At 67.7% G+C, this 11,948-nt stretch carries 10 protein-coding genes; 9 read left to right on the top strand and 1 reads right to left on the bottom strand.

Annotation, left to right across the window (positions count from 1 at the left end; translation table 11 throughout):
• The 6 genes from VFU06_02055 to VFU06_02030 form a co-directional block, all read left to right on the top strand.
• The coding region (locus VFU06_02055; GenBank protein ID HEU5208169.1) for a HAMP domain-containing sensor histidine kinase at positions 1 to 1,574 on the top strand (1,574 nt) is incomplete at its 5' end.
• 17 nt (positions 1,575 to 1,591) lie between these two features.
• Entirely contained in the window at positions 1,592 to 2,281 is a 690-nt protein-coding gene (locus VFU06_02050; protein HEU5208168.1) for a response regulator transcription factor, read from the top strand.
• Between the two features lie 197 nt (positions 2,282 to 2,478).
• Entirely contained in the window at positions 2,479 to 2,793 is a 315-nt protein-coding gene (locus VFU06_02045; protein HEU5208167.1) for a PqqD family protein, read from the top strand.
• Positions 2,793 to 3,185: a lasso peptide biosynthesis B2 protein gene (locus VFU06_02040; GenBank protein ID HEU5208166.1), complete on the top strand. Its 393-nt coding sequence runs from the start codon at positions 2,793 to 2,795 to the stop codon at positions 3,183 to 3,185. The genes VFU06_02045 and VFU06_02040 overlap by 1 nt, the downstream gene beginning before the upstream one ends.
• 2 nt (positions 3,186 to 3,187) lie before the next feature.
• A complete protein-coding gene (locus VFU06_02035) occupies positions 3,188 to 5,002 on the top strand; it encodes an asparagine synthase-related protein (protein ID HEU5208165.1) in 1,815 nt (604 codons plus the stop codon).
• A gap of 52 nt (positions 5,003 to 5,054) precedes the next feature.
• Entirely contained in the window at positions 5,055 to 5,192 is a 138-nt protein-coding gene (locus VFU06_02030) for a hypothetical protein (GenBank protein ID HEU5208164.1), read from the top strand.
• A 122-nt stretch (positions 5,193 to 5,314) separates the two neighbouring features.
• Here VFU06_02030 and VFU06_02025 read toward each other — a convergent pair whose 3' ends face one another.
• A complete protein-coding gene (locus VFU06_02025) occupies positions 5,315 to 6,151 on the bottom strand; it encodes an MqnA/MqnD/SBP family protein (GenBank protein HEU5208163.1) in 837 nt (278 codons plus the stop codon).
• Between the two features lie 269 nt (positions 6,152 to 6,420).
• Between VFU06_02025 and VFU06_02020 the strand changes: the two genes are divergently transcribed.
• The 3 genes from VFU06_02020 to VFU06_02010 form a co-directional block, all read left to right on the top strand.
• Positions 6,421 to 9,435, top strand: a complete 3,015-nt coding sequence (locus VFU06_02020; protein HEU5208162.1) for a SusC/RagA family TonB-linked outer membrane protein — start codon at positions 6,421 to 6,423, stop codon at positions 9,433 to 9,435.
• 28 nt (positions 9,436 to 9,463) lie between these two features.
• Complete coding sequence (locus tag VFU06_02015) at positions 9,464 to 10,762, top strand: hypothetical protein (protein ID HEU5208161.1); 1,299 nt, start codon at positions 9,464 to 9,466, stop codon at positions 10,760 to 10,762.
• Positions 10,763 to 10,959: 197 nt separating this feature from the next.
• Positions 10,960 to 11,948, top strand: a 989-nt coding sequence (locus VFU06_02010) for a hypothetical protein (protein HEU5208160.1), incomplete at its 3' end; no start/stop codon positions are given.

The raw sequence follows: 11,948 nt of genomic DNA, 5'->3' as shown, positions 1-11,948 counted from the left end.
TCGCCTACCAGGCGCAGGACGCGGACCGGCAGCACCGTGAGGCCGCCGAAGCAGCGCTGCGCGACTACACCGAGCTCGCCGCCGACCAGTGGCTCAATGAGTTCCAGCCGAATTTGATCAACGGGATCACGGGTGTGTGGGTCGCAATCAAGGGCGGCGCCCTGATTGATGACGCGAGTGCTCTCACACCTGACCAGATCGATTCGCTCCTCCCCGATTCGACACTCTGTCGCTGCCTCACGGGCGAGGAAGTTCTTGCCAAGGTTTACTTCGAGACACCAGGGCAGAAGCTGATTAGCTCCCGGGTGCTGATCGAAGACGATTACGAGCAGTTCTGGCATTACCTGAATACGGGTGACTTCGCGCGTCTGTCCGGACGGTGGAGTGGGGCGTGGTTCCTCGTCGCCGATGGCGACAACGCATCTGTGTTCAGTGTCCTGGCGGAAATGGACGAGGCGAATCAGCCGATCAGAGGCGTTGCATATCAGTTGGAACCCGAGGCCGTGGCCCGGATGGCCGACTTTCTCTACGAGAGTCGTCCATTGCTTTTTGGTAACTCACCGAAGGCGCTTCCAAATGCGACTCTATTCGACGTAGTTCTGAGTACGCCCAAGGGCCGGCAGATCCACTCGACTGTCGACGACACTCCCTCGCGGTTCGCTACGGATCGTACGTTGAGTCCCGTTGCCGGCTCGTTCGTGATGAGCGTCAGTCTCAAGCCGGCCGCTCCCGACCTCCTCATTCCCGGAGGCATGCCCCGTCCGCGCCTTCCGTTCCTGCTCCTGCTGCTGGGCGTCACGGGAGCAGCGCTTGTGGCGGCGCTGGTCGTGTTGCGTCGCGAATCGGAGCTGATGAAGCTGCGCAGCGATTTCGTTTCGAGCGTGTCGCACGAGCTGCGTACGCCGCTGGCGCAGATCCGGATGTTCACGGAGACGCTGCTGCTCGGCCGGGTGCGCAGCGACGTCGAGCGGCGGCGGGCGCTGGAGATCATCGACCAGGAGGCACGGCGCCTGGCGTCACTCGTCGAGAACGTGCTCACGTTCGGCCGTGGTGCCGAGCGTCGCATGCGCGTGACGCCGCAGCCGACGTCGTTCGCGGAAGAGGTGCAGCGCATCGCGGACAGCTTTGCGGAGCTTCGCCAGGCGCAGTCGGCGGACGTGCGCCTCGAGCTGCAGGAGGACATCGTCGTCCCCGTCGACCGCGACGCGCTGCGGCAGATCATGGTCAACCTGGTCGACAACGCGCTCAAGTACGGTCCTGCGGGACAGCGCGTCACGATCGGTACAGCGCTGTTCGACGACGCGGCGCGGGTGTGGGTGGATGACGAGGGGCCGGGCGTTCCGGAGCCGGAGCGCGAACGCGTCTTCGAGTCGTTCCAGCGACTGTCGCGCGATCTCGAGAAGTCGGTCACCGGCAGTGGCATCGGGCTTTCGGTCGTCCGGGAGCTGGTGCGCATGCACGGGGGCCGCACCTGGATCGAGGAAGCGCCCGGTGGCGGTGCACGGGTTGTCGCGGAGTTCCCCGGCGCCTACGTTCGCGGTGCGGAGTCGGCCAGAGACTGGGCCGTCGCCTAACCGCGGTGCCGGAGCGGATGCAGCACAGCATACTCATCGTAGAAGACAATGCGGATCTGGCGTTCGGGCTGCGCAACAACCTCGAGATCGAAGGTTACTCGGTCGAGGTTGCGCAGGACGGGCACGAGGCGCTTCGCCTGATCCGGGAGCTGGAGCCGGACCTGGTCATCCTCGATTTGATGATGCCGGGCCTGGACGGCTACCGTGTGCTCAAGACGCTGCGCGAGAACGGCGACCAGACGCCGGTCCTGATCCTGTCCGCGCGTGGCGAAGAAGCGGACAAGGTGCGCGGCTTTCGCCTGGGCGCCGACGACTTCGTCACGAAGCCGTTCAGCCTGCTCGAGCTGCTCGCGCGCGTCGAGGCGCTGCTGCGGCGCGGTCAGACGGCTACGGCGCAGCCGGAGCGTGAGATCTATACTTTCGGCGACGTCGAGGTGGACGTCGCCGCGCAGTCGGTAAGCCGGGCGGGCTCTCCCATTCCCGTCACGCATCGGGAATTCTCCCTCCTCCTGGCCCTGTTGCGCCGGCATGGCGCTGTCGTTTCCCGCATGGACCTGCTGCGGGAGATCTGGGGTCATCGCGGCGCGATCATGAGCCGCACCATCGACACACACATAATGGAGTTGCGCCGCAAGCTGGAGGACGATCCCTCCGAGCCGCGGCACATTATCACGGTCCGGAAGTCGGGCTACCGGCTCAAGCAGTAGGCAGCTTCGGACCGTCATCTCCTGTTCCTACCGACCGCTGGCGCTGGCGGTCGGGGCGCGGTGCGTACCTGCGTCCTGACCGGTCGCTGACTCACGCCCACGCATTTCTGACAAGTTTCTGACACCACCTCCACCTTGGCCGGTGTTGTGGGCTTTATGTTGGGATACCGTCAACAACTGATGAAGGGGGAAGTCCAATGATCGGACTGCGGAAACGGGGCGCCGCCACGGCTGACGTGCTCATGCCAGGTGCTCGTCTGCGTGCCCGTCCTACGGTCGTATCCGCGGAGCGTGACGGTCGCACCGTGCTGCTCGACCTGAAGAGTGACCGGTACTACGGCCTGGACGAGACGGGCAGCCGGTTCTGGGCCCTGCTGAGCGAGGGGCGCACGACTGAGGAGACGGCCCGTCTGCTGGCCGACGAGTACGACGCACCCGTGGATCGCCTCAAGTCGGATGCAACGGCCTTCGCGCTCCGGCTCGCGGCCGCCGGTCTGCTGGAGGTCCAGTAATGACTCGGAATCCCGGCGCGCTCCGCGCCTTTCTCCTGATCACGATGTTCGATGCCGTGCTGCGGCTGCGCGGGCTGCAGCGCGGGCTCGCGCTGGCCCGGCGCCTGGGTGACACCGAGCCGGCGGGGACGTGGAGCGCCGAGCAGACGGAGGCAGTGGGGCGGCGGGTCGCATTCGCAGCCGCGTTCTACCCGCGCCGCGCGCTCTGCCTCGAGCAGTCGCTCGCGCTGTACGTGATGCTGCGCAAGGCGGGCGCCCCGGCCGTGCTGCGCATCGGCGTCCGGCCGGTGCCGTTCGCGGCGCACGCGTGGGTCGAGATCGGCGGGCAGGCGGTCAACGAGCCGCAGGATTTCATCACGCAGCTCGTTCCGTTCCCCGGGCTGGGGGGCTGACCATGTACGTGTGTGCATACCGGCCGGGTGGCGCGCCGCTGACGCGCGCCGAGCTGTTCGGCGCGATCGCGCGCATGCGAGCCGGCACGAGCGCAGAGCTGGACTACCTGCTGGCGGGACCATTCGCCGCGGTCTTCGCGCAGTCCCCGCTGCGGCCGCGAATGGCACGGCGCGGAACGGCGGCCGCCGTGGGGGATGTTCGACTCGACAATCGCGCGGAGCTGGTCTCGCTGCTGCGGACGCCGCTGGACGAGCGTGCGTCGGACCTCGACGTCGTGCTCGCGCTGATCGATGACCAGGGCGACGGCGCGATCGCCCGCATCGTCGGCGACTACTCCTTTGTCTTCTGGGATGCGCGGGCGCAGAAGGTGCTCGCGGTGCGGGACGCGTTCGGCGTCAAGCCCCTCTTCGTGCGGGACGCGGACGACGTCGTGCTCTTCTCGTCGGCCGTGGCGCCGCTGCAGTCGAACGAACGGCTGGACGGCGAGTTCGTCGCCGACTTCCTCGTCGGTGCGCACGGACAGGGGGAGCGCACGCTGTGGGGCGACGTGCGTGCGGTGCCGGCGGCCCACTACGCCCGGCAGCAGGGAACGGTCCGCTCGCTCAGGCGACACTGGGACCCGGCGCAGATCCAGCCCGTCGCCATGAGCGACGCCGACGCCGTTGAGCAGTTCCGGACCCTCTTCGATGAGGCGGTCGCGAGCCGCATCGTTCCGGGCGCGACCTGGGCACAGCTTTCCGGCGGCCTCGACTCGTCGTCGATCGTCGGTGCGGCAGCGTCGCAGGGTGACGGCACCCTCGCTGGCACGATCACCCTCTACGATACGATGGGAGACGGCGACGAGCGCAGGTACTCCGACGCCGTGGCAGCGAAGTGGGGGCTGCGCAACGAGCAGCTCAGCGCCTTCTGGCCCTGGCAGTACGACGGCGCGGAGGCGCCCCTGACCGATCAGCCGTCACCACTGTACCCGTTCTATGCACGCGACCGGCGCGTCTACCGGCTGGCGCGGGACGAAGGGGCGCGCGTGGTCCTGAGCGGCCTGGGCGCGGACCACTACCTCGCACCAACCCTCGACTACATCACGGACCTCGCCGCGCGCGGCAAGGCCGCCGGCGCGGTGCGCGAGCTGACCGAGTGGTCGGTCATCCTGCGACAGTCGTTCTGGGCGCTGTCGCGCAGGCAGCTGGTCGATCCGTTTCTGCCGGCACGCATGCGCAGCGGGGCGGCACTGTTCGATGTGCCGGACTGGGTCAAGCCCGCGTTCGCCGAGCGCCATCGCATGAAGCAGCGAGCGCAGTTCAACGACACCTACCTGGGCCGACCCGGGCAGCGCGTGCGCACGCAGACGCTGGCCAACCTGAATTCGCTGCAGGGGTGGTTCGAGCGCTGGCCCTGGGGCGAGGACGTGGAGCTGCGCTACCCGTTCCTGCACCGGCCCCTGGTCGAGGCAGCGCTCGCGATGCCCGTCAGCGCGCGCGTCAAGCCGGGCATGCAGAAGTGGGTGCTGCGCGCCGCAATGGGTGACCGGCTGCCCGACGTCGTGCGCACACGTCGCACCAAGGGCGGCATCGACAGCCGCATCCTGTGGGCGATCGAGCACGAGCAGGCCTGCATCGACGACCTGCTGCGCGATTCTGCGCTCGAGTCGATCGATGCGGTGGACGCGGATGCGCTGCGTGCGGACGTCGACAGCGCACGCCGCGGCAGGACACGCAACAACGTATACCTGATGAGTGCGCTGGCACTCGAAACGTGGATGTCCGTGCGGGCGGGACGACCGCTCGCGGCCCGACGCGCTGCACAGAGCGCGGCATAATCGATGTTCTGACCGACGCGATTGCGTCAACTCATAATCCGAGGAGGATACCATGCAGAAGAAGACCTACACCACGCCGACCGTCACCGAGCACGGCAACGCGATCGAGAAGACCAAGGGAATGGCGGGTGCGGCCTGGGAGATGTGGGGCGGCAAGTACGACGCGATCCTGCCGGAGGAGAAGACCTGATCCTCTGCAGAAACGAAAAAGGGCGCCGGGTCGAATCGACCCGGCGCCCTTTTTCATTGCCTGCAGGCGCTGTCACCGCGAGTGCGGGGCAGCGACGGTCGCACACCGCCTCCGTGTAACGCTCAGTCCACGAATTCCACCTGCACCCTGTGCGGAATCAGCCCGGCCTCGTGACCCTCGTCCAGGAAGAGCTGCACAGAGCGGCGGCCGTCCGGGCCGTAGTCCAGCGTGCGCTGGTTCACGTACATGCCGACGAACTCGTCCGTCTGTGCGTCGTTCAGCCCGCGGCCGTACTGTCCCGCGTGTGCGAGGGCCGGCTGACGGTGCTCGAGGCCGAAGGCGATGGATTCGCGCAGGATGCGTGACACCTTGCGGATCAGCTCGGGGCCGAGGTCGCGACGGATCGCGTTGCCACCGAGCGGCAGCGGCAGGCCACCGGTCTTCTTCCCCCACCACTCTCCGGCATCCACGATCAGGTGCAGCCCCTCGTCGCTGTAGGTGAGCTGGCCCTCGTGAATGATCAGCCCGGCATCCGATTTACCCGCCTGCACGTGCTCGATGATCTGGTCGAACGGTACCACCACCGTCTGCGCTTCCGGCAGCATCATGCGCAGCGCGAGGTATGCGGAAGTCATCTCGCCGGGGATCGCGATCGTGCGGCCGCGCAGGTCCTCGAGCGCGAGCGGCTCGCGCGCGACGACGCGCGGCCCGTACCCCTCACCCATCGAGGCGCCATGCGGCAGCAGCGCGTACCTGTCCGTCAGGTATGCGTAGGCATGAATCGAGACGGCGGTCACCTCGAGCTCGCCATTCAGCGCGCGGCGGTTCAGCGTCTCGATGTCCTGCAGCTCGTGCACGAACTCGAGGCCTTCGGTGTCGACCTGGTTGGTGGCGAGGCCATAGAACATGAACGCGTCGTCCGAGTCGGGCGAGTGGGCAACGCGAATCGTGCGGCTCATCACTGACTCCTTCGCAGAAAATGCACACAACACGTGCGGCGGGCGTGCAACCGCGGCGGCGGGATGATAGGCCGGAGTGCAACCAGGGTCAACGGCCGGTTGCCAGCGCCTGTCACAAAGGGATAGAGTTACGCGTTCCCGAAAACTGATTCCCCCCAGAATCTGAAACGCCCGGTGACGGGCAAGAGCATGCGGCCGCGTGTGAGCCGCAGGACCCCGTACTGCTGCGGCTGGCAGTCCGGGGATGGATTTTTCACAGCAGGGAGAAGATGCAGATGCAGAAGTTCCTGAGACTCGCCGCGCTGCTGGCGGCGGTCGCCTTTCCCACAGCAGCGCTGGCGCAGCAGGGCTCAGTGACGGGCACTGTGACCGACGCGCAGACCACGCGCCCCCTCGCGGGTGTGCAGGTGGTCGTCGTCGGCACCGGTCTCGGCACCATTACCAGCGCTGATGGTCGTTTTCTGCTCACGAACGTGCCTGCCGGTCAGCAGGAGGTGCAGGCGCAGATGATTGGATACTCGACCGCCAGCGCGGTGGTCGATGTGACGTCCGGTGGCACGGCGACGGTCGCGCTGTCGCTGCGCCAGTCGGCGGTCGAGCTGGACGCAGTCGTCGTCACCGGCACGGCGGGCGGCTCGCAGCGCCGCGCGGTCGGCAACTCGGTTTCAGGCGTGAACGCTGCCGCGATCACGGAGGTTGCGCCGGTCCGCTCCACGGCCGAGCTGCTGCAGGGTCGCGCTCCGGGGCTCACGCTGATGCAGCCGTCCGGCACGCCCGGCACGGCGTCCAACATCCGCATCCGCGGCGCGGGCTCGCTCTCGGCGGGCATCTCGCCGGTGTTCTACATCGACGGCATCCGCATGACAGCCGGTTCGCAGGGCGGCTGGTCGGTGAGCGGCCAGTCGACGTCGGCACTCGATGCGATCAACCCGGAAGACATCGAGTCGATCGAGGTCATCAAGGGGCCGGCAGCGGCCACGCTGTACGGCGCCGATGCGGCCGGTGGCGTGGTCCAGATCATCACCAAGAAGGGGCGTCGCGGGCAGCAGTCGATCCAGTGGACGGCGCGCGTCGAGGCGGGTCAGTCCGAGTGGGGCGCCGACTTCCCGACGCAGTACGCGATGTGCACGCCGGCGCGGATCCGCACAGCGGACGGCATCGCGGCCGGGAGCGGCAACTTCCCGGTCGGCAGCTTCCCCGGCTGCGTGGGCGTCGACTCGCTGGCGGCGCCGGACGCCCGGATCATCAGCTCGACCAACCTGCGTGACGATCCGCGCGCGCTGCGCACGGCCGACATCCGCTCGTACGGCGTCTCGGCGCGCGGCGGCGGCGACACGTACTCGTTCTACTTCTCGGGCGATCGCGACGAGGAAGAGGGCATCTTCCACAACAGCAACTTCATCCGCAACTCGGGCCGCCTGAACTTCACGGTGAACCCGAACGACGAGCTGGACGTCGCGGTGAGCGCCGGCTTCACGCGCAGTGACACGCGCCTGCCGAACAACGACAACTCGTCGTGGGGCATGCTGCGCAACACGCTGCGCAGCCCGGCCGGTCGCCAGGGTACGTTCGAGCAGGGCTACCTCGGCCTCTCGCCCGAGCAGATCAACGCGTACGACAACCGCACCCGTGCGGAGCGCGTGATCCTCGGCACCAACATCAACTACAACCCGACGTCCTGGTTCCGGAACCGGCTCAACCTCGGGCTGGACATGAACCAGCGGCTGGCGACGCTGTTCTTCCCGATCGACCGGGGCAGCCCGCCCGCATACGGCTCGACGAACGCGCGCGGCTTCATCGGTCAGTACGCGCCGGCAACGCGCAACTGGACGGTCGACTACGCGGGCACGATCTCGCTGGACGTGAACGAGGACATCACGAGCGAGACGTCCTTCGGCATGCAGCTGAACGCCTATCGCTTCGAGTCGCTGCAGGCGGAAGGGACCGGCCTGATCTCGAACCAGGTCCGCCTCGTCAGTAACGCGGAGGAGAAGGACGCTTTCGAGAGCTTCGAGGAGCAGAACTCGCTCGGCTTCTTCATCCAGGAGCAGATCGGGTGGCGCAACCGCGTCTTCCTGACCGGCGCGCTGCGCTTCGACGACAACTCGACCTTCGGCTCGCAGTTCGACCAGGTCGTGTACCCGAAGGTGCACGCATCCTGGGTGGTCTCGGAGGAGCCGTTCTTCAATGTCGACTTCCTCGAGCAGCTTCGTCTGCGTGCCGCGTGGGGCAAGGCCGGCAACTCGCCGGATCCCTTCTCGGCGGACCGGACGTGGGGCACATCCACGGTCGTGCTGGCAGACGGCACGGTGGCCGGTGGCCTGAGCGCCGAGGACTTCGGCAACCCGGACCTGCACGCGGAGGTCGGCGAGGAGATCGAGCTGGGCTTCGATGCGTCCTTCCTCGAGGACCGGATGGGCGCGGAGTTCACGTACTACAACCAGAGCACGAAGGACGCGCTGCTGAGCGTGCCGGTCGCACCGTCGAGCGGCTTCGAGGGTGGTCGGCTGCAGAACGTCGGCGAGATCGCGAACACCGGTATCGAGCTGGCGCTCTACGGCACGCCGGTCGCCAGTCAGAACTTCGTGTGGGACGCGCGCGCGGGCTTCTCGACGAACTCCAACAAGGTCGTGTCGTGGGGCGGCGTGCGTGACGAGTACATCCCCGTGGGCTACCGCAGCTCGCAGCGGCACGAGGAAGGCTACTCGATCGCCGGCTACTGGGCGTACCCGCTGGCACGCGACGAGAACGGTGAGCTGATCCTCACGCCGCAGGGGTGGGCGGCGATGGAGGAGGAGGCCGTCTACGTCGGGCCGTCGACGCCGACGCGCGAGGCCTCGCTGACGAACACGTTTACGCTGTTCGGCAACCTGTCGCTCTATACGTACATGGACTACAAGGGCGGCCACTACCTGTTCAACATGACCCGCCAGACGGCGGACTGGGACGGCGTCAGCTACGACATCGTCAGCAGCACGCCGGACGACGAGGAGTGGCAGAAGCGGATGTCGGACTCGAACATGATGTACATCGAGCCGGCCGACTTCATCAAGCTGCGCGAGGTCTCGCTCACGTACAACGTGCCGCAGCGCTACACGCAGTACCTGGGCACCAACGGCCGTGTGAGCCTGAGCATCGCCGGCCGCAACCTGGCGACCTGGACGGACTACAGCGGGCTGGATCCGGAAACGAACATCGGGGGCTCGACGAACTTCACGCGCGCGGAGTACATGTCCGTACCGCCGACGCGCCGCTGGCTCGCGACAGTCAATGTTTCCTTCTAGCCGCCAACACGAACGAGGAATGCTTACGATGCATTTGCGCAGTTACAGCCGCCGTCTGCTGGCGGTCGCGACGGTGTTCGCGGCCGGCGCCAGCGCGGCGTGCGACAGCTTCAACAGCCTGCTCGAGGTGGAGAATCCGGGCGTGATCGGCGAGCCGGCGCTCGGCGATGAGAACCTGATGGATGCGATGGTCGCCAGCACGATCGGCGAGTTCCAGCTCGCGTACGACGACCTGGCGCTGGCCGGCGCCATCCTCACGGACGAGGCTGTCAATGGTCACAACTTCGACCAGTGGCGCCAGTTCGACCTCCGCTACGTCGAGCACACCAACTCGATCCTGGCATCGGACATTTATGAGCCGATCCAGCTGGCGCGCGGCGCCGCCGACGACTACGCGCGTCGCCTGGGTGAGCTGCTCGGCGAAGATGCCGACAGCGACATTCGCCTGGCGCGCGTACATGCGTACGGCGGGTACAGCTACGTGATGCTGGGCGAGTACTTCTGCGAGTCGCCGGTCGATCCGGAGTCGCCAGCGCTCAGCTCGGCCGAGATCCTCGCACTCGCGATCGATCATTTCGATGCGGCCATCGCCATTGCAACGGCGGCGGACGAGGGCGCGGCGTCCGACTCGATCATCGCAATGGCCCGTGTCGGTGCCGCCCGCGCGCACCTCTGGCGCGGTGAGACCGCACAGGCGATCGCGTATGCGTCGCAGGTGCCGGCCGATTTCGCGAGCTACGTGTCGTTCAGCAGTGCAACGGCGGATCCGAACAACCGGATGCAGGCAGCGACCACGGGTGCGAGCCAGTACCTGGGCGTGGACGAGGCTTTCCGCAACCTGAACGACCCGCGGGTCACGCACATCGCCGAGCCGGTGCGCGGTCACAACGGTCTGACGGACCTGTACACGCCGTTCCAGCCGCCGTCATACTCCGAGTGGGTGGCCGGCGAGCAGGTCCCGTTCGCCCTCGGCACGGACATCCGCTTCACGTCCGGGCTCGAGGCGCGCTACATCGTGGCCGAGGCGCAGGGTCTCACCGTCGACAACCTGGCATTCCTCAACGAGCGCCGCGGCGTCGGTGGCCAGGGGGCGATCCTGATCGGCGCGCTGACGGAGGACGGCTACCAGGCGGAACTGCGCGACCAGCGCCGTCGCGACTTCTATCTCGACGGTCACCGCCTGGGCGACCTGCGCCGCTACATCGACCAGTACGGTGTGGACGAGTTCCCGTCGGGCGCGCATCCGAACACGGAGTGGGGCAGCTACGGCACGGCGACCTGCTTCGTGCCGCACAACAACGAGCGGATCGGCAACCCGAGCTACTGAGTCGCAACGCCGGTGAGGTACGGCCGGTGAGGGTAGAGGGGCGTCGCAGCAGCAGCTGCGGCGCCCTTCGACGTATTGTGGCGGCCGTGGCGGTGCCATCCCACGGCCGGTAGATTCTCCGACTCGAAGACCGCTCGCTACCCTCCTGACGCGCGGTATGGACGCACACGCGGCGGGCGCGCCGCAGGCTATACGACATGAACACCATTCGGCGTGCGATGATGCTCGTCCTGGCCGTGGCCCTCATCCCTGCGGCCGCGTCTCCTTCCCCCGCGCTGTCCTCCTCGACCGCAGCCATGGCGCCGTTCGAGGTGTGTGAGCTGTTCCGTGCTGAAGACGTGTCGGCGGCCCTGAAAGGCTCAGGGCTCGACGTGCAGGTCGGTGCGGGCCAGCCGGGCTACGGCTACTGCCGCTACCCGATCACCGGACGCGGTGCGCGCACCGTGATGATCGATGCGATCGAAGCGGACAGCGAAGCAGAGGCGCGCGGGCGGCACCGTGAGCTCGTCGCCACCGTCAGTGCGCGACCAATCGATGGCATCGGCGACGAGGCAGTGCTCGTCGACAACGGGCCGTACGGCACCTACAGCGTGAAGTATCGCACTGGCCGCGTTCTCGGACAGGTGAACATCCGCGCCGACGGGACGTCGCTCGAAGCGGCAGCGATTGCCCTCGCGCAGCGCTGGGTGCAGGCGCTCGGAGGACGCGCGGGACGCGAGCCTGTCGTCGTGGCAACGGAACCAGCGCCCGAGCCGGCGCAGCCGTCGGGCGGCCTGGCGAGCGGACGCTGGGAGCGTGTCCCTGACGAGCCGCGCCGCTCGCTGCCGCCGCTGCCGCCGCTGCGATGGGCGGATGCCGACAGCGCCGCCCGGGCACGCGGCCTTGCCGCGGCGTCACCCGCGCCCGTGCTGCCGCCGAATGTCGCCCCGGCGGTTCATGCATCGCGTACGCTGCGCAGCGCGGCCGGTCTGGACACGCTGTTCGGTACGGATGCGACAGGCATGATCGAGCAGCAGATCCGTGAGCTCGTGCGCAGGGCGGAAGCGGGTGCTCGCCGGGCGCCCGGCGCGATGCGGATCGAGCCGACGGACAACGGGTCTCGCTTCGGCTACGGCGTTCATCCGCTGCCGCACACGTACAGCCGCGGTCCGAGTGCGCCGATCGAATCGCCATTTCAGCTGCCGGT

It is taken from the genome of Longimicrobiales bacterium, from assembly GCA_035764935.1.
In the GTDB taxonomy this organism is placed as follows: Bacteria; Gemmatimonadota; Gemmatimonadetes; order Longimicrobiales; family RSA9; genus DASTYK01.
This window is presented reverse-complemented; position numbering and strand designations above follow the sequence as displayed.

What these genes read in the sequence shown, in the direction of transcription:
- VFU06_02050 (HEU5208168.1), top strand. Translation starts at nt 1,592, where the DNA reads ATGCAGCACAGCATACTCATCGTAGAAGACAATGCGGATCTGGCGTTC.
- VFU06_02045 (HEU5208167.1), top strand. Translation starts at nt 2,479, where the DNA reads ATGATCGGACTGCGGAAACGGGGCGCCGCCACGGCTGACGTGCTCATG.
- VFU06_02040 (HEU5208166.1), top strand. Translation starts at nt 2,793, where the DNA reads ATGACTCGGAATCCCGGCGCGCTCCGCGCCTTTCTCCTGATCACGATG.
- VFU06_02035 (HEU5208165.1), top strand. Translation starts at nt 3,188, where the DNA reads ATGTACGTGTGTGCATACCGGCCGGGTGGCGCGCCGCTGACGCGCGCC.
- VFU06_02030 (HEU5208164.1), top strand. Translation starts at nt 5,055, where the DNA reads ATGCAGAAGAAGACCTACACCACGCCGACCGTCACCGAGCACGGCAAC.
- VFU06_02025 (HEU5208163.1), bottom strand. Translation starts at nt 6,151, where the DNA reads ATGAGCCGCACGATTCGCGTTGCCCACTCGCCCGACTCGGACGACGCG.
- VFU06_02020 (HEU5208162.1), top strand. Translation starts at nt 6,421, where the DNA reads ATGCAGATGCAGAAGTTCCTGAGACTCGCCGCGCTGCTGGCGGCGGTC.
- VFU06_02015 (HEU5208161.1), top strand. Translation starts at nt 9,464, where the DNA reads ATGCATTTGCGCAGTTACAGCCGCCGTCTGCTGGCGGTCGCGACGGTG.